The organism is Thalassovita autumnalis, assembly GCF_001458255.1.
Lineage (GTDB): Bacteria > Pseudomonadota > Alphaproteobacteria > Rhodobacterales > Rhodobacteraceae > Thalassobius > Thalassobius autumnalis.
The window spans coordinates 235,818-258,514 of the sequence record NZ_CYSB01000030.1 but is presented as its reverse complement, the minus strand read 5'-3'; the positions used below and the strand labels follow the sequence as shown (position 1 = coordinate 258,514).

At 60.2% G+C, this 22,697-nt stretch carries 23 protein-coding genes; 9 read left to right on the top strand and 14 right to left on the bottom strand.

All coding sequences use genetic code 11. The annotated features are described in order from the left end of the window. The first annotated feature begins 60 nt into the window (after positions 1-60). Positions 61-1,971 (top strand): glycosyltransferase family 2 protein, encoded by a 1,911-nt coding sequence (locus tag TL5118_RS12890; RefSeq protein WP_082626374.1) that lies wholly within the window; start codon positions 61-63, stop codon positions 1,969-1,971. Here TL5118_RS12890 and TL5118_RS12885 read toward each other — a convergent pair. Further along, the gene (locus tag TL5118_RS12885; RefSeq protein WP_058244619.1) at positions 1,912-2,562 is read right to left on the bottom strand and encodes a GntR family transcriptional regulator; all 651 of its coding nucleotides are present in this window, start codon (positions 2,560-2,562) and stop codon (positions 1,912-1,914) included. The genes TL5118_RS12890 and TL5118_RS12885 overlap by 60 nt on opposite strands. 122 nt (positions 2,563-2,684) lie before the next feature. On the opposite strand from TL5118_RS12885, the gene TL5118_RS12880 reads away from it, so the two are divergent. From TL5118_RS12880 to TL5118_RS12870, 3 genes are all read left to right on the top strand, one after another. Beyond that, the gene (locus TL5118_RS12880) at positions 2,685-3,335 is read left to right on the top strand and encodes a pyrimidine 5'-nucleotidase (protein WP_058244618.1); all 651 of its coding nucleotides are present in this window, start codon (positions 2,685-2,687) and stop codon (positions 3,333-3,335) included. Positions 3,336-3,514: 179 nt separating this feature from the next. Beyond that, positions 3,515-3,727, top strand: coding sequence for a hypothetical protein (locus TL5118_RS12875; RefSeq protein ID WP_058244617.1), 213 nt, complete (start codon positions 3,515-3,517; stop codon positions 3,725-3,727). A 64-nt stretch (positions 3,728-3,791) separates the two neighbouring features. Continuing rightward, the gene (locus TL5118_RS12870; RefSeq protein WP_058244616.1) at positions 3,792-5,006 is read left to right on the top strand and encodes a UbiH/UbiF family hydroxylase; all 1,215 of its coding nucleotides are present in this window, start codon (positions 3,792-3,794) and stop codon (positions 5,004-5,006) included. 131 nt (positions 5,007-5,137) lie between these two features. On the opposite strand, the gene TL5118_RS12865 is transcribed toward TL5118_RS12870, so the two are convergent. The 4 genes from TL5118_RS12865 to TL5118_RS12850 all read right to left on the bottom strand — a co-directional run bounded on the left by TL5118_RS12865 (position 5,138) and on the right by TL5118_RS12850 (position 7,838). Next, a complete protein-coding gene (locus TL5118_RS12865; protein WP_058244615.1) occupies positions 5,138-6,265 on the bottom strand; it encodes an aminotransferase class V-fold PLP-dependent enzyme in 1,128 nt (375 codons plus the stop codon). Between the two features lie 69 nt (positions 6,266-6,334). Next, a complete protein-coding gene (locus TL5118_RS12860) occupies positions 6,335-6,805 on the bottom strand; it encodes an Lrp/AsnC family transcriptional regulator (protein WP_058244614.1) in 471 nt (156 codons plus the stop codon). Further along, positions 6,802-7,386 (bottom strand): DUF3885 domain-containing protein, encoded by a 585-nt coding sequence (locus tag TL5118_RS12855; protein ID WP_058244613.1) that lies wholly within the window; start codon positions 7,384-7,386, stop codon positions 6,802-6,804. Before TL5118_RS12855 ends, TL5118_RS12860 begins: the two co-directional genes overlap by 4 nt. Then, positions 7,383-7,838, bottom strand: a complete 456-nt coding sequence (locus tag TL5118_RS12850; RefSeq protein WP_058244612.1) for an Lrp/AsnC family transcriptional regulator — start codon at positions 7,836-7,838, stop codon at positions 7,383-7,385. Before TL5118_RS12850 ends, TL5118_RS12855 begins: the two co-directional genes overlap by 4 nt. A gap of 141 nt (positions 7,839-7,979) precedes the next feature. Between TL5118_RS12850 and ilvC the strand changes: the two genes are divergently transcribed. From ilvC to TL5118_RS12830, 4 genes are all read left to right on the top strand, one after another. Beyond that, a complete protein-coding gene (ilvC, locus tag TL5118_RS12845) occupies positions 7,980-9,002 on the top strand; it encodes a ketol-acid reductoisomerase (protein ID WP_058244611.1) in 1,023 nt (340 codons plus the stop codon). Positions 9,003-9,115: 113 nt separating this feature from the next. After that, positions 9,116-10,036, top strand: a complete 921-nt coding sequence (locus TL5118_RS12840) for a DMT family transporter (RefSeq protein WP_058244610.1) — start codon at positions 9,116-9,118, stop codon at positions 10,034-10,036. 25 nt (positions 10,037-10,061) lie between these two features. Further along, a complete protein-coding gene (locus TL5118_RS12835) occupies positions 10,062-10,514 on the top strand; it encodes a hypothetical protein (protein WP_058244609.1) in 453 nt (150 codons plus the stop codon). Positions 10,515-10,591: 77 nt separating this feature from the next. Beyond that, positions 10,592-11,158: a hemerythrin domain-containing protein gene (locus TL5118_RS12830; protein WP_058244608.1), complete on the top strand. Its 567-nt coding sequence runs from the start codon at positions 10,592-10,594 to the stop codon at positions 11,156-11,158. A gap of 42 nt (positions 11,159-11,200) precedes the next feature. Here TL5118_RS12830 and TL5118_RS12825 read toward each other — a convergent pair whose 3' ends face one another. Both TL5118_RS12825 and TL5118_RS12820 read right to left on the bottom strand, forming a co-directional pair. Then, on the bottom strand, positions 11,201-11,671 hold the full coding sequence (locus TL5118_RS12825; protein ID WP_058244607.1) for an SRPBCC domain-containing protein: 471 nt from the start codon (positions 11,669-11,671) through the stop codon (positions 11,201-11,203). Beyond that, positions 11,664-11,990 (bottom strand): ArsR/SmtB family transcription factor, encoded by a 327-nt coding sequence (locus TL5118_RS12820; RefSeq protein ID WP_058244606.1) that lies wholly within the window; start codon positions 11,988-11,990, stop codon positions 11,664-11,666. Before TL5118_RS12820 ends, TL5118_RS12825 begins: the two co-directional genes overlap by 8 nt. A 121-nt stretch (positions 11,991-12,111) precedes the next feature. Here TL5118_RS12820 and TL5118_RS12815 point away from each other — a divergent pair, with 121 nt between their 5' ends. Then, positions 12,112-13,017 carry a DMT family transporter gene (locus TL5118_RS12815; protein WP_058244605.1) on the top strand — a complete coding sequence of 302 codons (906 nt, stop codon included), beginning with the start codon at positions 12,112-12,114 and terminating at the stop codon, positions 13,015-13,017. Here the strand turns inward: TL5118_RS12815 and folP are convergent. From folP to TL5118_RS12780, 7 genes are all read right to left on the bottom strand, one after another. Continuing rightward, positions 13,007-14,008 (bottom strand): dihydropteroate synthase, encoded by a 1,002-nt coding sequence (gene folP / locus TL5118_RS12810; protein ID WP_058244604.1) that lies wholly within the window; start codon positions 14,006-14,008, stop codon positions 13,007-13,009. The two genes, TL5118_RS12815 and folP, sit on opposite strands and share 11 nt — an antisense overlap. A 14-nt stretch (positions 14,009-14,022) precedes the next feature. Beyond that, a complete protein-coding gene (locus TL5118_RS12805; protein ID WP_058244603.1) occupies positions 14,023-14,943 on the bottom strand; it encodes a dihydroneopterin aldolase in 921 nt (306 codons plus the stop codon). Between the two features lie 88 nt (positions 14,944-15,031). After that, positions 15,032-15,688 (bottom strand): cell wall hydrolase, encoded by a 657-nt coding sequence (locus TL5118_RS12800; RefSeq protein ID WP_082626378.1) that lies wholly within the window; start codon positions 15,686-15,688, stop codon positions 15,032-15,034. 178 nt (positions 15,689-15,866) lie between these two features. Next, positions 15,867-18,416 (bottom strand): putative PEP-binding protein, encoded by a 2,550-nt coding sequence (locus TL5118_RS12795; protein WP_058244660.1) that lies wholly within the window; start codon positions 18,414-18,416, stop codon positions 15,867-15,869. A 358-nt stretch (positions 18,417-18,774) separates the two neighbouring features. Continuing rightward, positions 18,775-21,039, bottom strand: coding sequence for a glycine--tRNA ligase subunit beta (gene glyS / locus TL5118_RS12790; RefSeq protein ID WP_058244602.1), 2,265 nt, complete (start codon positions 21,037-21,039; stop codon positions 18,775-18,777). A gap of 1 nt (position 21,040) precedes the next feature. Beyond that, a complete protein-coding gene (locus tag TL5118_RS12785) occupies positions 21,041-21,568 on the bottom strand; it encodes a DUF6446 family protein (RefSeq protein WP_058244601.1) in 528 nt (175 codons plus the stop codon). Beyond that, complete coding sequence (locus TL5118_RS12780) at positions 21,569-22,519, bottom strand: glycine--tRNA ligase subunit alpha (protein ID WP_058244600.1); 951 nt, start codon at positions 22,517-22,519, stop codon at positions 21,569-21,571. Positions 22,520-22,697 lie beyond the last annotated feature (178 nt).

Genomic DNA, 22,697 nt, shown 5'->3' with positions numbered 1-22,697 from the left:
AGTAAACCGCGTCGGCCCCGCCCGGCGCGGTTTTCTGTTTCTGCAATCTGTTGGCGTGTCATGGTGCTTCACCATCCGAAATCCCCTCCTAAGGTCACCAGCCCCCGCTATGGGCAATATCTGCTCGATCGCGGGATAATCTCGGCCAGCCAGCTGCTCTGGGCGCAGGGGCAGCTGATCCAGACCTCGCTTCTGCTTGGGGATGTCTTGGTCAGCGCCGGCATCCTGAGCAATGAGACACAGCAGGAACACTATGCCAATTGGCTGGGGCTGGAGCGTTATCCTAGTCCAAACCTCAACCACGACCCCGCGCTTCTGAACAGGTTCGATCCGCATAGGTGCTTACAGATGCAGGTGTTGCCCCTCTGGCAAGAGGCTGGTGTGACCCATCTGGCGGTGGCCCACCCCGAACAGTTCCGCCCGGACGCGCTGCGGGCAGATCTGCATCCCAGCAATTGCAAACTGTACCTCGGCCCGCGCAGCTGCATCCAAGACACGCTGATCGCCCATCAGGGGCCGCGCCTGTGCCACGCCGCCAGCCATCGCACCGCTTTGGATCACAGCTGCCGGCGGTGGGGGCAGCGCCCGCTACGCCGGACGCTTGGCCTTGCCAGCGTACCGCTGTTCATTCTGGTGGCACTGTCCATCGCCCCGCTGCTGGTGCTGGCGTCCTTGACCTGCTGGGCCATCTTCACGCAGGCGGTTGCCAGCCTCACCAAAAGCCTGGCGCTGCTGGCACATCTGGGTCGCAACACGAAAGCAAAGCCCCTGCCTACAACGGCCCCCAGCCTAAGCATCTCCATTCTGGTGCCGCTTTATAAGGAGCCAGAGGTGCTGCCCGCGCTGATCCAACGGCTCAGCCGGCTGGACTACCCGAGGGAGCTGATGGAGGTGCTGGTTCTGCTGGAAGAATGTGATCATGCCACACGTGAGGTGATAGAACAGATCGCACTGCCTGACTGGATCCGGCCGCTTGTTGTGCCCGACGGGACGCCCCGCACCAAACCACGGGCAATGAATTACGCGCTGGATGTCTGCGAAGGTGAGGTTATCGGCATTTACGATGCGGAGGATGCCCCCGCCCCGGACCAATTGCGGCAGGTGGCCCACGCCATGACCGATGCGCCAAGCGATCTGGCCGGGGTGCAGGGGGTACTGGATTACTACAACGCCGGCCGCAACTGGATCGCCCGCTGTTTCACCATCGAATATGCCAGCTGGTTCCGCCTGATTCTGCCCGGCATGCGGCGGCTGGGCTTTGCGATACCGCTTGGTGGCACCACGGTGTTTTGCCGCCGCGATGCCCTGCTGCGGGTCGGGGGCTGGGACGCCCACAACGTGACCGAGGACGCAGATCTTGGCATCCGGCTGGCGCGGTTTGGCTACCGCGTCGAATTACTGCCCAGCACCACTGAAGAAGAGGCCAATTGCCGCCCCCTACCCTGGGTGCGTCAGCGATCCCGTTGGCTGAAGGGGTATCTGGCGACCTACCTGGTGCACATGCGTCAACCGATCAGATTGTTCCGTGATTTGGGGCCACGGCAGTTCCTTGGCGTCCAGCTGCACTTCATCACCGCGCTGTCGCAGTTCTTTCTGGCGCCGCTGCTTTGGAGTTTTTGGCTGGTCCCGCTGGGCCTCAGCCACCCGTTGGAGGCCGTTGTGCCCCCGATTGCGCTGACGCTTTTGGCAGCAGGGTTCATCACGGTGGAGCTGCTGACCATAACGATCGGCATCATCGCCACCCGCGCGGCGCATTTACGGCATCTGATCCTTTGGGTGCCCAGCCTGCACCTCTACTATCCCATGGCTGTTCTGGCCGCATACAAAGCTTTGGCCGAGTTGATTTTTGCCCCGTTTTACTGGGACAAAACACAACACGGTATCTCGCCGCCCACGCAGGCGCTTCGGGGATCAGGACAGGCGGCTGTTGCGCCCAGAGTCGAGCTTCAACCGGGTGGTGAAGGCCTTTGAAATATGCGTTTTCAGCGCTTCGTCCGCGCGATCTTCATCACGCGCCTCAATCGCGTTCACAATCGCCTCATGTTCGGCCAGCGCATCAACGCCGCGCCCCTCAGCCGCCAGCGACGTGGTCGCCATCAAGGCCATGGTGCGGTGCACCAGATCCAACTGCTGAACCAGATACCGGTTGTGGGATGCCAAATGGATCTGTTTGTGGAACCGGCGGTTGGCCCGGCTCAGCGCAGCCGGATCATCAAGCAGGTTGCGATCCTCTTCGACCATGTCGCGCAGCACGCTGACCTCCTCCACACTGGCATGGCGCGCCGCCAGCCGTGCAGCCAGACCTTCCAGTTCAGCGCGCACGGCATATAGCTCGGACAGTTGGTTGTGATCCAGCGAGGCCACGATCAGGCTGCGGCCATCCCGCGCCAGCAACGATTGTGTCTCCAGCCGCTGCAAAGCCTCCCGGATCGGGGTGCGCGACACGCCAAAACGCTCGGCCAGCTCGCTTTCCACCAAACGATCGCCGGGGCGATAAACGCCAGTGTCGATCGCCTCAAGGATCAGCGTGTAGGCGTCTTTCTGCGATTTCAGCTCACTCATTCAACTCTCTCCGAGGGGCAACTGGGGTCATCCCGGCACAGTAGCGACCCAGCCCAAAGGATCAAGGCAAACTCACCCCTTCCCCTCTTGCGCCTATTGTCGCGCGTGCCTAGTTTGCGGCCATGCCTAAAAATGACTTCTCCCACGTGGATCAATGGGTCTTTGACCTCGATAACACGCTCTATCCGCCGCAGGCGCGGCTGTTTGATCAGATTGAGGTCAAGATGACCCAATATGTCATGGAGGCTTTGGGGGTGGACCGCGACCGCGCCGATCACCTGCGCACCCACTATTGGGCGACCTATGGCACCACGCTGACCGGGTTGATGCGCGAACATGACGTCGATCCCGGCCCCTACCTGACCGAGGTGCATGAAATCTCGCTGGATCATCTGGAGATTGACGTCGATCTGGCCAGCCACATTCAGGCGCTGCCGGGCCGCAAGATCGTCTACACCAATGGCTCCGCCCCCTATGCGGAGCGGGTGCTGGCGGCGCGCGGTCTTTCAGGCCTGTTTGATGCAATCTACGGTGTGGAACATGCCGATTTCCGCCCCAAGCCCGAGTTGGCAGCCTTTGAGATGGTGTTTGCCAAAGATGGGATCAGCACGGAACGGGGCGCCATGTTCGAAGATGACCCGCGCAACCTGGCCGTGCCACATGCCCTGGGAATGCGCACGGTTCATGTCGCCCCTGATCCGCATGAGGCCGATCACATCCACCATCACACCGATGATCTGACCCACTTCCTGGGACAGCTGCACGCGAAGTAAAGCTTTGCAAACACGCCCTTGCTCCGCCCTGCGGCATTGCGCAGCAGGGCGCGTGGCGCGTTGCCGCACTGCGGCAATCCTTCCAATGGTGCGGCGGGTTTGAATGTTTATCTGGGGGTCAAGCCAACGGCTGATGCCCTCCAGCACCCGCCGACCCCACGTTGATTGGAGACCCCAAAATGAGCATCGCAGACGCCAACACCAGCTTTGAAACCGCAGCAAGCCCCCGCAAATCCCTGTCGGGTGAAGTGATCGCCTTTTTGATCGCTGTTGTGCTGCTGGCCCTCTGGGGCCTGTCGATTTTCACCTTCGGACTCCCAGGCCTCTACATCCCAGCCGTTGCCGCAGTGCCGGTGGTTTACCTGCTGCTTCTGGTGATCACCCGCGGGTGACAGGATGCCGCTTGGACTGCCCGCCAGATAGGTCTAGGTTGCCGGGCAAGAGAGAGGCAGTCCAATGCAAAACACAGCGCAGAACATTGATGTTGATATTGTGGTTTCCGGCGGCGGTGTCGCCGGGCTGACGGCCGCAGCGCTTTTCGGGCAGGCAGGATTTTCGGTGCTTTGCGTCGATCCCACGCCCCCGGTCACGGAACGGGATGCGCAAGGGTCTGACCTGCGCACCACCGCGTTTTTGCAGCCCTCGCAGGCCCTGCTGGACCGCGCAGGCCTGTGGCCCCGGCTGGCGGATGACGCAGCACCCCTTCAGATCATGCGTATTGTGGATGCCGGCGGCGCCCTGCCAGAGCCGCGCATCGTCAAAGATTTCAACGCCTCCGACATCTCGGACAAACCCTTTGGCTGGAACCTGCCCAACTGGCTGCTGCGGCGGGAGTTGACGGCACATCTGGCGACGCTGGACAACGTAGAGTTCCGCGCCGGAACCGGCACCACCACCTTGTTTACCCGCAGCACGATGGCACGGGTCGGCCTGTCGGATGGGACCACTACCACCTGCAAATTGGTGATTGCCGCCGACGGACGCACCTCCCCCATGCGCGAGGCGGCTGGCATTCGGGTGAAAACAACCCGTTATGGGCAAAAGGCGTTGGCCTTTGCCGTCACCCACCCCATCCCGCATGACAATGTCTCAACCGAGATCCACCGCTCGGGCGGGCCGTTCACGCTGGTGCCGCTGCCGGATTATCAGGGCATGCCCTCCTCCGCGGTGGTCTGGATGGAACAGGGCGCTGAGGTGCAGCGCTTGGCGGACCTGCCCGAGCCCGAGTTTGAGGCCGCGATGAACGAACGCTCCTGTCTGCTGTTCGGCCCCTTGTCACTGGCATCGCGCCGCACCGTCTGGCCGATCATCAACCAAGTGGCAGAACGGATGGACGGCGAACGTGTTGCGCTTGTTGCTGAAGCCGCCCATGTGGTGCCGCCCATTGGGGCGCAGGGGCTGAACATGTCACTGGGCGACATGCGGGTGCTTCTAGATCTGGCTGAAGCCCGGCCCGAGGGTCTGGGGGATGCGAAAATGCTGAAAGAGTTCAACCGCTTGCGACACCGTGAGGTCCAGATCCGCGCCGCAGGCATTGATCTGCTGAACCGGGCGTCGATGATTGAAACCCAGCCCCTGCGCGATCTGCGGGCTGCCGGGCTGAATGCGATCTATTCCATGCCGCAGGTGCGTAAGCTGATGATGCAATTGGGGCTTGGCGCGAAGGGCTGACGCCAGCCTGAATGGCGCGCAAAAAGGGCGCTGCCCTCTTGGGTCAAAATGGGATTTAGACCCAATTCACCCGGAGTATTTTTGGATCATTGAAAAGGGCCGCCGCGCGTTTTTGCAGCGGCCCCGTGTTTTCAGAGAACCTTGTCGAGGACTGTCTTCAGGCGGGCGAGCGTTGCGTCCACGTCATAAAGCTTGTCCAGGCCAAACAGACCAAGGCGGAAGGTCATGAAGCCCTCAGGCTCATCACAGGCCAGCGGCACACCGGCCGCGATCTGCATTCCTTCGGCGGCGAATTTCTTGCCATTCTGGATCTCGGGATCGCTGGTGTAGCTGACCACCACACCCGGGGCGCCAAAACCGTCTGCCGCGACAGAGATGATGCCTTTTTCGGCCAACATCGCCCGCACGCCGTTGCCCAGCGCCCATTGCGCTTCTCGCAGCTTGTCAAAACCGTAGTCACGGGTTTCGACCATCGTGTCCCGGAAGGCACGCAGTGCATCAGTGGGCATGGTGGCGTGATAGGCGTGGCCGCCGTTTTCATAGGCCACCATGATGTCGCGCCATTTCTTCAGATCGATGGCAAAGCTGTCCGAGGTGGTGGCGGCCAGCCGTTCCTCCGCCCGTTTCGACAACATCACCAGACCCGCCGAGGGGGAGGCCGACCAGCCCTTTTGCGGCGCGGAGATCAGCACATCAACGCCGGTTTGCTGCATGTCCACCCAGGCGCAGCCCGAGGCGATGCAATCCAGCACCATCAGCGCGCCAACCTCATGGGCGGCCGAGGCCAGCGCTTTGATGTAGTCATCCGGCAGGATCAACCCGGCCGAGGTTTCAACATGCGGGGCAAACACCACTTCTGGCTTGGCCTCACGAATGGCGGCAACCACCTCTTCAATCGGGGCGGGCGCAAAAGGTTCGGTCACCCCGTTGCCGGTTTGTCGCGCCTTGAACACCGTGGTTTTCGCGGTGAAATCGCCAGCCTCGAAGATCTGGCTCCAGCGGTAGGAAAACCAGCCGTTGCGCACGATCAGCGCGTGGGCGTCATGGCCAAACTGACGGGCCACCGCCTCCATCGCGTAGGTGCCGCCACCGGGTACGATGGCCACGGCATCCGCGTTGTAGACACCTTTCAGCATCGATGAGATATCGGTCATCACCCCCTGAAAGGCGGCGGACATGTGGTTCAGCGAGCGGTCGGTGAAGACCACCGAAAATTCAAGCAGACCGTCTGGATCAACGGTATCGAGCAGCGCAGGCATGGCTTCTCCTTTGTTTTCTATGCGATCTGTTTATGCGGCCCGGCGACAGGGGCCAAGGGCATTATAAATCTAGCTGGGTGCCGCACCTAAGGGGCCGGGCCGGCGTTCCTCGGACAGGAGCACATTGGCCTCAACATTCCCGGCGCCGGGCAGCGTCATGATCCTGCGGCGCAACACCCGTTCAAAATCGGAAATGTCGCGGGCGGTAACGCGCAGCCGGTAGTCATACATGCCCAAGACATGCTCCACGGTCTGCACCTCAGGGATGGCAGAGACGGCGCGTTCAAAATCCTCCAGGCTGGCGCGGCCTTTGGTAGCCAGTTTCACGCCAAGGAAAACGGTCACACCAAAGCCCAGCTTCTCCTTGTCCAGATCCAGCTTGCGCCCGGCAATGATGCCCGCGTCCTGCAACCGTTTGATCCGCCGCCACGTCGCCGGTTGGCTGAGCCCGAACCGCCGCCCTAGGGCCGAGGCGCTCTGTGTGGCATCCCGCGACAGCGCCAGCAGTATCTGGTGGTCGATATCGTCAAGGTCGATCATAACTTGTCATCCCTCGTAGACATCCAATCTACATAGCGGTTCTCAAGCCTAGAAAAGAGCTCTGCCGTTTTCATATAGAGGTCAAACCCACCGTCATAAGGTTTGAAAACGATACCTTCGCTAGGTTCAAACCAGAAAGCGTTCAGAGCTGCGTCGGCGATCTCAAGCAGCTGAGCGTCGAACCTACCCGGTTCCCATCGGTCAAGCCCTGCATAAACATCAACAGTCACATCCTCGTCGACATATGGATCGCCAACCACTGAATGCTGCAGTTTTAACGACCCCGACGGCCATCCATGTAAAAGCCCTGCTGGACGGGCCCGAAAATCGCGAAACTGCAATGAGACACACCAAACCTCAGAGCCAACCCCAAAAAGCTCCCCGCCAATGGTATTTGCTCGTTTCAGAACCACCTTTTGCTCATCATTGGTAGTCGCGAAGCGTTTTGCATTAGGCAGAGCATGGAATCGAGTCCAAGAGCCATTGTTTTTCAGCGAAGAATTGAAACGCAAAGGATCATCGGCTTCACGAAACGTGTCCCAATCTTCCCAAAAGTTACGTTCGCGCGATTTTTCAATCATATCGGCAGGCTTTCGTCTGATTTGATGCGCGCCACATGCATCAGCGCTTCGATGTCGTTGATGTGTGGCAGGGTCAGGATCTGGCGGCGATAGATATCCTGATAGTGACCCATGTCGCGGGCAATGACCGACAGGCGCACATCGACCTGGCCCAGAAAGGTCTGGATCTCAATCACCTCAGGGATCAGCCGCGCGGCCTCCATAAATTCGTCAAAGGCGCGGGTCTGGGTTTTATCCAGTGTGATGCGCAGCGACACCTCCACCTCAAACCCAAGCGCGCGCCAATCGATGATGGCCTGTTGGCCGCGCAGCACACCACTTTCACGCAGCTTGTCCAGCCGGCGCGACAGGCGCGAGGTGGTCATCCCGATCCGATCCGCCAGATCCGGGATCGAGGTTTCAGGATCACTTTGCATGTAGCGCAATATGCGCCGATCCAGATCATCCAGCATGATTTTTCCGAAAAATTGCCAATTGATGAATAACTATGGCAAAAATTGAACAATTTCCATTCCCTTCACACTCGCACACGCAGATTTTGTGCCTATGCTCAGCCTCAGACAAACACATCTGACAGTGAAGAGGAGCGCCCCATGCGCGTTTATTACGATCGCGATTGCGACATCAACCTGATCAAAGACATGAACGTTGCGATCCTGGGCTATGGCTCGCAGGGTCACGCCCACGCGCTGAACCTGCGCGACTCGGGTGCGAAAAACGTTGTTGTTGCCCTGCGCGAAGGCTCCGCCTCGGCCAAGAAAGCCGAAGCAGAAGGCCTGAAGGTTATGGGCATCGCCGAAGCAGCGGCCTGGTGTGACGTGATCATGTTCACCATGCCCGACGAACTGCAGGCTGAAACCTACAAGAAATACGTTCACGACAACATCCGCCCCGGCGCCGCCATCGCGTTCGCCCACGGCCTGAACGTACACTTCGGCCTGATTGAACCGAAAGAAGGCGTTGACGTGATCATGATGGCGCCGAAAGGCCCGGGTCACACCGTACGCGGCGAATACACCAAAGGCGGCGGCGTGCCCTGCCTGGTCGCCGTAGACACCGACGCCACCGGCAAAGCGCTGGAAATCGGCCTGTCCTACTGCTCCGCCATTGGTGGCGGCCGTTCGGGCATCATCGAAACCAACTTCCGTGAAGAATGTGAAACCGACCTGTTCGGTGAGCAGGCAGTTCTCTGCGGTGGCCTGGTAGAACTGATCCGCTGCGGCTTTGAGACCCTGGTCGAAGCTGGCTACGCACCGGAAATGGCCTACTTCGAGTGTCTGCACGAAGTGAAGCTGATCGTGGACCTGATCTACGAAGGCGGCATCGCGAACATGGACTACTCGATCTCGAACACTGCTGAGTACGGCCAGTACGTCACCGGCCCGCGCATCCTGAACTACGACGAAACCAAAGCCCGCATGAAAGATGTTCTGACCGACATCCAGCAGGGTAAATTCGTACGTGACTTCATGCTGGAAAACGCTGTTGGTCAGCCGACCATCAAAGCCTCGCGTCGCGCCAACGACGAGCACATGATCGAGGAAACCGGTGCCAAACTGCGCGCCATGATGCCCTGGATCTCGGCCGGCAAAATGGTCGACAAAGAAAAGAACTGATCGGATTTTCCGGTCAAGGCTTGGCGGGCTCTGCCCCGCCGCCTAAAGGTTTTGGGGCGCGCCGGTTTTCGGGGCGCCCCTTCAATTTAGAGTACCATTTTCGGAGCAGCGCCATGACGGCCCGTCAGCCCAACCAACCCGGCCTGATAAACTGGATCAAACTGATCACCCTCGGCATCATCTGGGGCGCGTCATTCATGGCGGTTTCGGTGGCGTTGAACGATATGGGACCGATGAGCATTGCGGCTGTGCGCATCCTGATCGGCGCGCTGAGTGTTCTGGCACTGATCCGCGTGATGGGGATTTCCCTGCCGTCGCTCAGCAGTGGTGAGGGCCGCATCATCTGGCTTGCCGCCGCGGGCATGGGGTTCTTTTCTAATGCCCTGCCCTTCACGCTGCTCAGTTGGGGGCAGACCTACGTCAACAGTGGCTTTGCTGGCGTTTGCATGGCGATTGTGCCGCTGTTTGTGCTGCCGCTGTCACATGTTTTTGTACCTGAGGAACGCATGACCTTCCGCCGCACCTTGGGCTTTTCGGTTGGTTTTGTTGGGGTGCTGGTGCTGATCGGGTTGGATGCCTTTGCTTCTGCCGGGACCGATTTTGAATCGCTGGCGCGCATTGCCTGCCTGGCGGCGTCGCTTTGCTATGCAATTGGGGCGATCATCACCCGTCTCTGCCCGCAGGTGAACATGCTGTCGCTTTCGGCCGCCGCACTGATCTGTGGCTCTGTCATGATTGTGCCCGTTGCGCTCTGGCAGGAAGGGGTGCCGAGCCTGCCGACAACCACGCCATTGCTGGCCATCCTTTACCTTGGGATCTTCCCCACCGCCGTCGCCCAGATCCTGCTGGTGCAGGTGGCGCGCTCGGCGGGACCGTCCTTCCTGGCGACGGTGAACTATCAGGTGCCGGTCTGGTCGGTGATCTTCGGGGCCCTCCTGCTGTCCGAAGCGGTGCCACCGCAGCTGTTTGCGGCACTGGCCTTGATCCTTGGTGGGCTGCTTCTGTCGCGCCAACCCAGTCGTACGACAGTCTGATTCAACAGCCGGAAACGGTAACCCTATGGAAAAGCGAGACACAGCGAAAGATTGGCTGAAAGCGATAGCGATCTGGCTGTTCCTGGGCTCTTGGATCTACTTCTTCGTCACCGGCCTCTATGCCGGCGGTTGCTACAAAGGCAAGAACACACCAGCAGAACGTTTAAGAATATGCACGAATGCTGAAAGGCTTAATGGCTTCCTTTATACGAAGCACCAAGAAGTCGGCCAAAGTTTTGCCCTTGGGTTAGCACTCGCCGATCTTGGTAGGATGGAAGAGGCCTTTGAGAAGTTCCAGTTCTCCCTAACGCACACCAATGCTGTCGCCGACATTAACGACAAGACATCGTTGCAACGCTTCCTGAACGATTATCGGAGAGATATCGAACTCAGCAATAATGCCTTGCTATCCTTTTTTGCGGCTTTTGCTTCCATTCGGGGTCTGGCAGCGCTTGATGCTGTTCTCAGTTCTCCCTAAGCCCCCGCACACCACCGGTTCACCGTCGCACAGCCCGCGCGGTTGTATGATACCCCACACCGCCCCATCTGCCTGTCATGACCCAATATGACATCACCGTAGGACAGGGGCTGCCCGAAGACATGCAGACCCTGCTTCGAGAGTATCCGCGCGACGCTTGGCCGGATCACCCGAATTTCGCCGCTTCCATCGAACGCTGGATGGGGGCTCATACCATGTTCCGCCAGATCGCTGAGATCGTGGCGGTCGATACCGAAGAGATGCTGGACAAAAAGCTGGATCCGGACTGGTACGCGATGCGTCTGGGCCATTTCGGCAATGCGCTGGTGCGCAATCTGCATGGCCACCACACTTGGGAAGACCGCAAGTTCTTCCCCGAGCTGATGGCGGCGGATGACCGGTTCATCGACGGGCTGGAGATGCTGGAGGCAGACCATCATGAGATGGACGGCCTGCTGGATGGGCTGGTGCAATCTTCGAACCGGTTCATCAAGCTGATGGACCTGTCGCGACAGGATGCGCCCAGCGAACTGCCGGAGGTTCTGACAAACGCGCAGGCCATCCAGCGGTTTCTGGATCGCCACCTCACGGATGAGGAAGACCTCACCGTGCCGATCCTGTTGCATCACAAACTGCGGGGGTAATCACCCCGTCGTCGTCGGAGCGCTGAGGTCGGGAAACCGGCCTCAGCTGGTGATCAGCGCAGCCGCATAGCACTCCCTCAGCACATGATCCCAACCCGGCACATATTGCGGGCGAATGGCTGCGCCATCGGCAATGCGATCCCACCCGTCGTGGCAGAGGGTCACCTCCGTCTCAGCCTCAGCAAGCGCTGCAAACTGCACCGTGACGTGGGTGGCGCGTTCAACCGGGTGTCCGGGGTGCCAGGTGAAGGCGACACGCTGTGGCGGCTGCCATTCGGTCACCTGCCCCCAGTCGCTTTCGCGACCATCCGGCAGCACCTCATAGATCCGCCCTCCAAGGCGCCCCTTCATCACAATATCGGTCGGCTGCGCACCCTGCCCTGCGGCAACCGAATGGGTGCTGGCGGGCCACCATAGCGCCATCCGTTCTGTAAACACCTCAAAGGCAAAGGCCTGCGGCACCCGGACTTTCAGATGTTTTTCGATCGGATCCACTGCGTGCAGGTCAGTCATCACGGCTCTCCTTGGCATACTGCGCTTCGGCGGCTTGGGCATAGGTCGCCAAAGCGCGGTTCCACATGTCATCGAAATAGCTGCGCAGCGCGGCCAGCTGTGCAGGATCCACCTGATAGAAATTGTGCCGCCCCTGCCGTTCGGATCGCACAAGTCCGGCGTCAGACAGAACCCGCAGATGCTGCGAAACAGCCGAGCGGCTGACCGGCAGATCCTTCGCCAGGTCCATGACCGGGCGCGGACCGGCCAGCAGCCCCTCCAGCACCTGACGGCGGGTAGGATCAGCCAATGCGGCAAAGCTATCATTTACGTTAGTCATGACTTATACGTTAGTATTCACTAACGCGATTCGTCGATCCCCCTATAGCCCCCTTGACCCGGCGGGGTGAAACGCGTCAGGTCCCACCTGAGCGGAGACCAAAACCTAGGAAGATCACCCCATGCAGCCCGTCATCACCCGCGCCTCTTGGGCGATGGTCATCACCCTTGGCTTTGTCTGGGGCGCCACATTCATGGTGATTGAATTGGCACTGCGTGGCATCACGCCGTTCTGGCTGACCTTTGCCCGGCTTGGCTTTGCGGCACTTCTATTGGGAACGATCTGGCAGCTGCGCGGCGGCAAACTGTGGCTGGGGGAGGAACGGCCCTGGCATTGGCTGATCCTGTCAGGGGCCCTCAGCGCGGCAATCCCGTTTTTGCTGCTCAGTTGGGGGCTGCAATTTGTGACCTCCGGCTTTGCCGGGGTGTCGATGGCCGCGATCCCATTGATGGTCCTGCCGCTGGCGCATGTGTTTTTGGTCGGAGAACAGATGTCCCTGCGCCGGTCGGTTGGCTTTGTCACCGGATTTGCTGGCGTCGCGATGCTTATCGGGGCGCAGGCTTTTGAAAGCTCCGGCCTGGAGGGTGAGATCTGGGGCCGTGTCGCCTGTGTTTCGGCGGCGATGTGTTATGGGGTGAATTCCATCATCACCCGCCGCCTGCCGGCCATCGATCCGCTGGGCCTGTCGGCCAATCTGATGATTATCGGGGCGCTGATCATCCTGCCCGCCGCGCTGGTGATCGAAGGGGTGCCACAAATGCCCACAGCCGAAACGATGGGCTACCTTGCCTTGCTGGGTCTGGTGCCCACAGCGGCAGCCAACCTGTTGCGGGTATTGGTGATCCGCTCGGCAGGCTCCACCTTCATGTCGCTGACCAACTACATCGTGCCGGTCTGTTCCGTCTTTCTGGGGGCATGGGTTCTGGGTGAACCGCTGCCGCCGGGTCTGCTGAGCGCGCTGGCCCTTATTCTGGGTGGGGTGTTGATTTCACAGCTTGGCGCGCTCAAACGGCTGTTCAGCCGCTGACCGCCTGCCAGAGGTTCAGGGCGGACCGGGTTTCAAACACATCATGCACGCGCAGGACCTGCACCCCCTGCGCCACAGCCGCCAGCGCCAGGGCGACCGAGCCCGCAGCGCGGTCACGTGGTTCAGGGGCATTGCCCAGGGTGCCGATGAACTTCTTCCGGGACACACCGATCAGGATCGGGCAGCCAAGGCTGTGAAACAGCGATACGCGCTTCAGCAGCGCCAGATTATGCGCAATTGTCTTGCCGAAGCCGATGCCGGGGTCGACCATGATCTGATCGCGCGGCACACCTGCCGCAACCAGCGCCTCCACCTGCTGTTCTAGGAAATCATAGATGTCCAACAGAACAGCCTCATAGTTGGGATCATCCTGCATCGTTGTTGGATCGCCCAGTGAGTGCATCACACAGACAGGCAGCACGTGCTGTCCCACATAAGGCAGCGAGGCTTCATCAAAGGTGAAGCCTGAGACATCATTGACCAAATCAGCACCAGCGGCGATGGCAGCCTCAGCCACAGCCTGTTTCCGGGTGTCGATCGAAATCGGCACACGCATTTCTTCGCGGATCGCTTTGATCACTGGCGCTGTGCGGTCAACCTCGCGCGCGCGCTCAACCTCCTCGGCCCCGGGGCGGGTGGATTCACCGCCAATATCAATGATGTCGGCACCGTTGTCGCGCATGTCACGGGCGTGCCGTAGCGCCTTTTGAATACCCTGAAACTCGCCACCGTCGCTGAAACTGTCAGGCGTGACGTTGAGGATCCCCATGATCTGCGGCTGGCTGAGGTCCAATCGGGTGATGTCAGCACGCGGCGCGGTCAACCGGTCGCGCATGGCAGCAGGCAGATCCAGCGCTGAGATGCGCTGCGGCGCCTCATGGCGGCTGAGCACCTCAACCTCGGAAAACCACGCCCAGCCGCCGGCCAGCGTCAGGGCATGGTCAGGCCGCGAAGGGTCGGTTTGCACAATCGGGCGGTAGTAAGCTTTCATCTGCGGCACCTCCGTCACAGGCTGATCTGGCGTTGCGGCAGATCCAGGTCGGGTAGGATCGGCGCATCAATCAGCACCAGCTCAGCCGCGGAAACCTCCGCCGCGAACCACTGCATCAGGCCAATACCGCTAAGGTCGCCCGGCGCCTCGGTGGCGTCCAACACCATCTTGGCCGGGGCCCAGATACTGATATGACCCTGCTTCATGGCCCAGTCGAGTTCGGTGCGGGTGTTGGCCACATTTAGACGCGCATCCCGCGCCATCAGCGCCCAAGCCGCCTGATCCTGCCGCAACAAATCAATGTTCAACTGCGCCCGTGGTTCTGCAACTGCACCGGCCTCGGCCTCCGGCTCCGCCAGGCTGAGGATGACCGGAACGTCGCCCTGCAGATCATCCAGCCAATCTGACAGCCGATCTGAGGCCTGCGCCGCACGGCTGAGAAAAACCAACCGCGGCTGCACAGTTTCTTTGGACGTCGCACCAGACTGATCGGACCGGCTGCGCACAATTTCAACACCCAGTTTAAACGGACCGCGATCCAGCTTCTCAATCCTTAGGAAAACCCGCCGCGCCTGCGGCTCTGCCAGAATGCGGGCGGCGATGTTATCGGCCAGCGTTTCCAACAGGTTCAACCGCTCCGTTGCCAATTCCGTCGCAATTGCCTCGGTCACTTTGTCATAGGACAGGATGCGGTCCACATCATCCTCCAGCGGCGCCGTAACCGGGGCTACTTCGACCACCACGTTAAACGCCAACCGTTGGGTCAGATTCCGTTCCACCTGAAAGGCGCCAATCTCAACCTCCACGATGTGATCGCGCAGGGAAATACGGTCCAGAGGCTGATCGGCCGTCGCGACGGCGCGGGCCTCAGGATGATCAAAGGCCAGTGCGATCTCAGCGTCGCGCTCAGGCGTAGGCGTTGTGGGGGTAGACATGGGCTGCCTCGGACGTCAATTAAGCAAGCAAAAGGAGGCCGAAGCCCCCTTTTCCAGCTAGCTCAATTGTGTGCAGGCAGCAAGAGCCTCACTTCATCGAAACCTCAGTCGGATGCCGGTAGAAGTGATGCACGCCGATCGTGGTGGTGCGGGCAAACTTGCGCGACCAGCTCGGGCGCACAGCCTTGGTGTGATAATAGGTGGCGTTGTCGGTCAGGGCGCGCGGTGCACCGTTGATCATCAGCTGCGCCACTTTGGCGACCCGATCAAAGGCCTCTGGTTCGCGCACCACTTCTTTGTGCCCGTCACAGGTATAGGTGAACTGGCATTGGTATTTGCGGCCAGTGCCCTGATTGATGACACCACAAACCGTATCGGGGAAACGCGCGGAATCCACACGGTTCAAGATCACCTCAGCCACAGCGAACTGGCCCTTCACGCTTTCACCACGCGCCTCAAAGTACAGCGCCTCGGCCAGGCAGGCCCATTCTTCGTCACCTTTGGCTTTGGGCAGGCCGTCGACAAAGCTGCGCGAATAGTCGATCTTGGCTGGCGCTTTTTTCGGGTTGAACAGACGGTCCAGCAGGCCGCCTTTGACACCGATCAGGCCACGACGTTCCTGTTTCAGCACCTCTTCGACCTGTGCTTCGGCCACAGCGGGGCCGGCCAGCGGGGTCACAGCGGCAAGCATCAATGCAAGTACCGGCACCGCCCAACGGGCCGGGGCGTTAAACATGCGTTTCATCTTGATCTCCTGGTTCACCGGGACGCAGAGCCTCCCGATCCTCTGGGTCAATCTGCGGCGGAATACCCAAAATCGCCGCCCGGGTCTAGCCGGGAGCGTCAAAGCGGCGCATGCTAGGAATCTGATCGATTCTGATCAAGACACAAATTTATTTAAAATTCGCAAAGATCACAGAGAGTTAGATCTTTCGCACCCCAACCGTCTCAAGGACTGCAAATTGAGCAGCGGCCAGCCGCGCAACGGGAACCCGGAACGGCGAACAGGACACATAGTTGAACCCAGCCGCCCGTGAGAAGGCGATTGATTCGGGGCTGCCACCGTGTTCGCCACAGATCGATAGCACAAGATCAGGCCGGGCATCCCGGCCCCTTTTGGCGCCGATCTCCAACAGCTCCCCCACCCCTTCGGTATCAAGATCGTGGAACGGGTCCTCAGGGAAGACCCCCTGCTGCACATAGGCGGACATAAACCGCCCCGCGTCATCGCGTGACAGACCATAGGTCATCTGGGTCAGGTCGTTGGTGCCAAAGGACAGGAACGCAGTATGCGGGGCAATTTCCCCCGCCTTCAGCGCGGCGCGTGGCGTTTCAACCATGACGCCCAGACGGTAGTCAAAATCCTGCCCCTTCTCGTTGCGCACAGCGGCAGCAACGGCATCGACACGGGTTTTGACCAGCTCGACCTCACGTTTGGCGGACACCAGCGGGATCATGATTTCCGGGACCACCGGATCGCCCTCTTCGCTGGCCTCAATCGTTGCTTCAAAGATCGCGCGCGCCTGCATGTCGTAAATCTCAGGCACGGTGATGCCCAGACGCACGCCGCGCATGCCTAGCATCGGATTATATTCGCTCAACGCCTCAACCCGGCGGGTCACATCCGAAAGGGGCAGATCCAGCGCCTCGGCCAGTTCACGATGGCCGGCGCGGTCAGAGGGCAGAAACTCATGCAGCGGCGGGTCAAACAGGCGGATGCAGACCGGCAGCCCCTGCATGATGCGGAACAGTTCGATAAAATCCGCCCGCTGCATCGGCAGCAGCCGTTCCAGCGCCGCCGCCCGATCAGGCGAGGTATCGGCAAAGATCATTTCCCGCATCACCGTCAGGCGATCCGCCTCAAAGAACATATGTTCGGTCCGGCAAAGGCCGATGCCTTCTGCGGCAAAATTCTTGGCGGTTTGGGCATCCGCCGGCGTATCCGCATTGGCGCGCACCCCGATGTCACGCACCGCATCCGCCCAGGTCATCAGCTGGCGGAAGGCATCATCCTGTGCCGCCTCCAGCATCAACGGCTCGCCCCAAAGGACCTCACCGTTACTGCCGTCAATTGTGACCATGTCGCCCGCCTGTAGCTCACGCCCATCGGGGGCGACCAGCCGCTTTTCGCGGATATGAAACTTGATGTCAGAGGCGCCCACCACGCAGGGCAGACCGATGCCACGCGCGATCACCGCCGCATGGCTGGTCATCCCGCCACGTTCGGTCAAAACGGCGGCGGCGGCGTGCATGCCGCGAATGTCTTCGGGGCTGGTTTCCCGGCGCACCAGCACGCAGGCCTCACCGCGTGCCGCGCTGGCCTGCGCCTCATCAGCGGAAAACACGATCCGGCCCGTTGCCGCGCCAGGGCTGGCCGCGATCCCGGTCGCCAGGGTGTCACGGGCCGCATCAGGTGCGACCTGACGGTGCAGCAGCTCATTCATTGAGCGCGGATCAATCCGGGTCAGCGCCTCTTCGCGCGGAATGATCCCATCTTCGGCCAAGCTGACAGCAATCCGCACGGCGGCGCGGGCGGTGCGCGCCACACGCACCCCATCGAGGATGTGCACCCTGCCGTTTTCGACCGTAAACTCGGCCTGCATTTCTTCGCGCAGGCGGCGGCGCATCAGCCTGGTATGCTCCAGCAATTGCTCAAACAGCTCAGGCGATTGCGCCTGCAGGGATGGACCGCGATCGTCCGTTTCCAGATACATCGAGGCCGAGCGATCCAGCAACGCGTCGCGCCCCTGACTTTGGCTGAGGTAACGGCCCGTGATCTGCGGCGCCCCGGTTTTGGAGTTGACCAGCTGGATCACACCGGAGCCGCATTCGCCCAACCCCAAACCATGCGCCATTTCCTGCACAACAAGGCCAAGACCTGCATCTGCCGGTGCCCCTTTGGCCTGTCGCAGCAACCGCGCGGTGGTCCCTTCCCAGGCCCGCGCCATTGAGCGCAGCACCTCTGAAAGCTGCACCGCCGGGTCCTGCGGAAAGGCTTCTTCGGTCTCATCCTCATAGGCGCGCAGCGCTTCACTCAGCGCATCGGGGCCGTCGGGGAGGATGTGGTCAAACATATCCGGATCAAGCCGCGCGACATGGATCGCATAGGCCTGCACAAAACGCAGATAGATCGAGGTCGCGGCCTCACGGCCCAGCTGTTCACACAGATCAACATAACGCGCATCGTTGATGCCGATGTTCAGAACCGCCCCCGGACCACCCCAATCCGGATCCTCGGACGAGGGGCGCACACAAAGCAACGCATCCTCACCAAATGGTGCCAGCAGCGCCTGCAGATCCGGCATTTCCCCGGCCGCGATGGCATGCACCTCATCAAACGACAGGGCTACGGTCTGCGGTACCGGCAGGTCCAACCGCACCAGACGCTGCAGGCATTTCGCCCGCCCACCATGGGTTTGGGTCGCCAATTTGGCGGTCGGCGTAATGACTGTAATCTCGGGGATCTCGGGGATCTCGGTATTTTCAGGGTCGTGCTGCACTGCCGCATCCTTTCTGCGTCACCGCAGCATAACGGGGATATGACACAAGGCAAGGGCGTGATCACATTGGAACGCGGGGGAAATTTGCCGCAGCAGCTGCAATAAACAAGAGCAGCACCCGACCCTGGGTGGGCGCATCTTGAGGGTCACGATTGCGATGTTCAGCGCAGCGCAGTGCAAAGCACTTCGGCTATTGAAACTTTGCAAATGCGCCCTCCCATGGGGAGGGTCGGGCGCAGCTCGGACCAAGGGCCCTCGCGAGTCGCATCGTTCAAAAAGTCAAAAGGCCGGGTTGCCCCGGCCTTTGGTTATCATTCTGAAGTCGCAGCGCTTAGCCTTCGACGCGGGTCAGATCCGCCACGCCGCCACAGATCTGACGGATACGGCTCAGGAGGTTCAGGCGGTTGCGGCGCACAACATCATTGTCGCTGTTGACCTGCACCCCTTCAAAGAAGGCATCGATCGGCGCCCGCAGCGCAGCCATTGCACCCATTGCCGCCTCGAAATCTTCGGACTGCATCGCCGGGGTGATCGCGGCCTCAGCCTGATCCAGCGCAGCAAACAGCGCCTTTTCCTCATCGCTTTCCGCGAACTTCACATCCGCACCGAAGGAATATTCCACCCCATCCTTCGCCTCAGCCTGGGTCAGGATGTTGTTGGCGCGTTTGTAACCCTGCAGCAGGTTTTCACCGTCATCGGTTTTCAGGAACGCCCCAAGCGCGCGTGCGCGTTTAACCAGCAGCGTCAAGTCATCATTGCCCGGCATCGACAGACAGGCATCAATCACATCATGACGCAGACCTTCGTCCTTCAAGTAAACCTTCAGGCGGTCATGGAAGAAGGACAGGAGATCGGCAGAACGTTCCTGGACAAATTTCGACGTCAGATCAATTTCAGCGCCTTCGCTCAAATCCGGTTCAAACGGGTGCTGGTCACTTTTGGCAATGTGCTCGGCGACACTGTTTAGAGCAGCGCCAAATACACCAAATTTGGCGATCTCACGCAGGGTGCTTTCGAGCGTATAGACGTCCTGCTCACTGGCGACATCTTTGATCTGTTCCAAGCGATACCCAAGCACCTGAGCGTCAAAGAAACGATCAAGCTTCCAACGCACGCCGTTCTCCAGCACCAGACGGATCACCCCCAGGGCCGCACGACGCAAGGCGAAGGGATCTTTGGAGCCAGTGGGCTTTTCATCAATCGCCCAGAACCCGGTCAGCGTGTCGATCTTATCGGCCAGCGCCACGGTGGCCGAAACAGGTGCGGTGGGCACATCATCGGACGGACCCAGCGGCGAATAATGCTCCTCACAGGTGGCAGCCACCTCCGCCGGCAGGCCAGCGGCCTCCGCGTAGTAACGGCCCATCAGGCCCTGCAGTTCGGGGAACTCATAAACCATTTCCGAGCTCAGATCGGCCTTGGCCACTTTCGCGGCCTGTTCTGCCAGATCCGCGTCCACGCCCAATACCGGCGCAATCTCACGCGCCAGCGCGGCAATGCGATCAATCCGCGCCGCCTGGGTGCCCAGCTTGTTGTGGAAGGTCACGTTGGACAGCTGATCGGTCCAGGTCTCCATGCCGGATTTCGCAACGCGCAAGTCATTCGTCCAGAAGAATTTAGCATCCGCCAAACGGGCCGATAGGACCTTCTGGTTGCCCGCCAGAATGGTGGCACCCTGATCTTTGGTTTCGCGGTTGGCGACGGTGATGAACTTTTCAATCCGACCGGTCTTGGGGTTCTTCACGCTGAAGAACTTCTGGTGCTCTTTCATTGAGGTCTGCAAGACTTCTGGCGGCAGCTCCAGGAACTCCTCATCAATCGCGCCCATCAGAACCACGGGCCATTCGACCAGACCGGCAACCTCTTTCAAGAGGCCCTTGTCCTCAACCACTTCCAGACCCGAGGCAAAGGCCTGATTGGTGGCGTCCTGCCAGATCGCCTCAGCCCGCTCAACGGGGTCCAGCACAACATGGTTGCGCTTCAGCTTGAGGGAATAATCCTCAAAAGAGGTCACGGCAAAGCGGCCCTCTCCCATGAAACGGTGGCCTTCGGTGGTGTTGCCGGATGTGATGCCGTCAATGTCCAGATCCACAACTTCAGCCTCACCGGCCTCATTGGTCAGGATGCACAGGATCGAATGCAACGGGCGCACCCAACGCAGCGAACCAGCGCCCCAGCGCATGGATTTTGGCCAGGGGAAGTTGCGGATCGCCCCTTCCAACGCTTCGGCAATGATCGCGGCGGCCGGGCGACCGGGCTTTTCGATGGTGGCGAAGTAAACGGCCCCTTTCGGGGTATCACGCTCTTCCAGCTGATCCATGGTCAGACCAGCGCCGCGCAAGAAGCCTTCGATGGCTTTCTCCGGTGCGCCCACTTTGGGGCCCTTGCGCTCTTCACGCACGGTGGGGCTTTCGGCCAGCACACCCTCCAGCGCCAGCGTCAAGCGGCGCGGCGTCGAAAAGGCAGCGGCGCCCGCATAGGTCAGACCGGCGCCAACCATGGCGTTGGTGACCAGTTTATTCAGATCTTCCGCCGCTTTGCCTTGCATACGGGCCGGAATTTCTTCGGAAAAGAGTTCAATCAGCAAATCGGGCATATCAGTCGCCTTCCGGAGGTGTGGGGCAATCAGCGGGGGTGGGTTTGCCGTCAAAGACAACCTCACCGCAGTGGTTGATCTGGTGCCAGACATAGCCACGTCCGTCGTCCATCACGGCGACGACACGGTCAATGCCATATTGGTAGTTTTCCTGTCCCATGAAGGCCAGGGCTTTGCCGTTTTCCAGTGCTGCGCCAACTTCTTTGGCGTCAAAACAGTCAAACCAGCTGGGCGCGACCAGCGGTTCGGGGCGGTCAAAGATTTCGTAGGTTTCCGTCATCATCGCCTGGCTCATCGTGGTGGTGAAACAGGCGCGGTAGCGGATCGGGGAGCTGTCAGAATCGATGGCCTGATAATCCTCATAAAGGATCGGCTCCGCCTGACCGGAGGCCAGCACGGTCATCACCACATCATCAGTGCCATTGGCCTGCACCTCATCGTAATAGGCGTAGACCTGCAGATAATACATCGCAATGCCAGCAACGATCGACAAAACCAACAACGCCCCCCCAAAGAGTTTTCCGGACATTTAAGCGCCCGCCTCTGCTTTGGCAGCGTCGTATCCCCCCGCCTCGGTCAGCACAAAGGCGTCGGCGCATTGTTTGGCCAGGGCACGGACGCGGCCGATATAGGCCTGACGTTCGGTGACCGAGATCACGCCGCGCGCGTCCAGGAGGTTGAACAGGTGGCTGGCCTTAATGCACTGGTCATAAGCGGGGTGCGCCATGATGATGCGTTTGCCGGTTTTCGGGTCGATGTGGTCTTTGGCCAGAATGGCTTCGCATTCGGCTTCGGCCTCTTCGAACTGCTTCAACAACACATCGGTGTTGGCCACGTCAAAGTTCCAGCGCGCGTATTCTTCTTCGGTCTGTTTGAAGACGTCCCCGTAGGATAGCGCGATGGTGCCATCGGGATCATTGAACGGCATGTCCATCACGTGATCCACGCCAAGGATATGCATCGCCAGACGCTCCAGACCGTAGGTCAACTCGCCCGAAACCGGTGCACAGTCATGACCACCCACCTGCTGGAAGTAGGTGAACTGGCTGACTTCCATCCCGTCGCACCAGACTTCCCAGCCCAGACCCCAGGCGCCCAGTGTCGGGCTTTCCCAGTCATCCTCAACAAAGCGGATGTCATGCATGTCCATGTCGATGCCAATCGCAGCCAGCGAGCCGAGGTACAGCTCCTGCAGATCCGGCGGCGAGGGTTTGATCAACACCTGATACTGATAATAGTGCTGCAGACGGTTCGGGTTTTCCCCATAGCGGCCATCGGTCGGGCGACGCGAAGGCTGTACATAGGCCGCAGCCCAAGGGCGGGAGCCCAGCGAGCGCAATGTGGTGGCCGGGTGGAACGTCCCTGCCCCCACTTCCATGTCATAGGGTTGCATCACGGCGCAGCCCTTTGAGGCCCAATAGGCCTGAAGCCTCAGAATGATCTCCTGAAAACTGCGCGGTTTGCTGATCGTCTCTGCCATGATCCCTGCCTTATCCGGCCAAAAGCACCCCTCACTGGGGCCCATGTGAATTTGCTCGCCTTACCTACGAGGGCAACAGCGCGGGGTCAATTGCAGCCTGACGCATTATTTAAGTGCAAGCCTCACGGAACCTGATAAAACAGCGCGCAATCGTGACGACGCGACAGGTAAGGATATT

Bases quoted from the DNA above. Each gene is read 5' to 3' on its own strand.
- folP (WP_058244604.1), bottom strand. From the start codon at position 14,008: ATGAAAGCTTACTACCGCCCGATTGTGCAAACCGACCCTTCGCGGCCT.
- TL5118_RS12780 (WP_058244600.1), bottom strand. From the start codon at position 22,519: ATGGCAGAGACGATCAGCAAACCGCGCAGTTTTCAGGAGATCATTCTG.
- TL5118_RS12875 (WP_058244617.1), top strand. From the start codon at position 3,515: ATGAGCATCGCAGACGCCAACACCAGCTTTGAAACCGCAGCAAGCCCC.
- TL5118_RS12800 (WP_082626378.1), bottom strand. From the start codon at position 15,688: ATGAAACGCATGTTTAACGCCCCGGCCCGTTGGGCGGTGCCGGTACTT.
- TL5118_RS12815 (WP_058244605.1), top strand. From the start codon at position 12,112: ATGCAGCCCGTCATCACCCGCGCCTCTTGGGCGATGGTCATCACCCTT.
- TL5118_RS12830 (WP_058244608.1), top strand. From the start codon at position 10,592: ATGACCCAATATGACATCACCGTAGGACAGGGGCTGCCCGAAGACATG.
- TL5118_RS12865 (WP_058244615.1), bottom strand. From the start codon at position 6,265: ATGCCTGCGCTGCTCGATACCGTTGATCCAGACGGTCTGCTTGAATTT.
- TL5118_RS12805 (WP_058244603.1), bottom strand. From the start codon at position 14,943: ATGTCTACCCCCACAACGCCTACGCCTGAGCGCGACGCTGAGATCGCA.
- glyS (WP_058244602.1), bottom strand. From the start codon at position 21,039: ATGCCCGATTTGCTGATTGAACTCTTTTCCGAAGAAATTCCGGCCCGT.
- TL5118_RS12820 (WP_058244606.1), bottom strand. From the start codon at position 11,990: ATGACTAACGTAAATGATAGCTTTGCCGCATTGGCTGATCCTACCCGC.
- TL5118_RS12825 (WP_058244607.1), bottom strand. From the start codon at position 11,671: ATGACTGACCTGCACGCAGTGGATCCGATCGAAAAACATCTGAAAGTC.
- TL5118_RS12835 (WP_058244609.1), top strand. From the start codon at position 10,062: ATGGAAAAGCGAGACACAGCGAAAGATTGGCTGAAAGCGATAGCGATC.
- TL5118_RS12860 (WP_058244614.1), bottom strand. From the start codon at position 6,805: ATGATCGACCTTGACGATATCGACCACCAGATACTGCTGGCGCTGTCG.
- TL5118_RS12890 (WP_082626374.1), top strand. From the start codon at position 61: ATGGTGCTTCACCATCCGAAATCCCCTCCTAAGGTCACCAGCCCCCGC.
- TL5118_RS12850 (WP_058244612.1), bottom strand. From the start codon at position 7,838: ATGCTGGATGATCTGGATCGGCGCATATTGCGCTACATGCAAAGTGAT.
- TL5118_RS12880 (WP_058244618.1), top strand. From the start codon at position 2,685: ATGCCTAAAAATGACTTCTCCCACGTGGATCAATGGGTCTTTGACCTC.
- TL5118_RS12785 (WP_058244601.1), bottom strand. From the start codon at position 21,568: ATGTCCGGAAAACTCTTTGGGGGGGCGTTGTTGGTTTTGTCGATCGTT.
- TL5118_RS12840 (WP_058244610.1), top strand. From the start codon at position 9,116: ATGACGGCCCGTCAGCCCAACCAACCCGGCCTGATAAACTGGATCAAA.
- TL5118_RS12885 (WP_058244619.1), bottom strand. From the start codon at position 2,562: ATGAGTGAGCTGAAATCGCAGAAAGACGCCTACACGCTGATCCTTGAG.
- TL5118_RS12870 (WP_058244616.1), top strand. From the start codon at position 3,792: ATGCAAAACACAGCGCAGAACATTGATGTTGATATTGTGGTTTCCGGC.
- ilvC (WP_058244611.1), top strand. From the start codon at position 7,980: ATGCGCGTTTATTACGATCGCGATTGCGACATCAACCTGATCAAAGAC.
- TL5118_RS12855 (WP_058244613.1), bottom strand. From the start codon at position 7,386: ATGATTGAAAAATCGCGCGAACGTAACTTTTGGGAAGATTGGGACACG.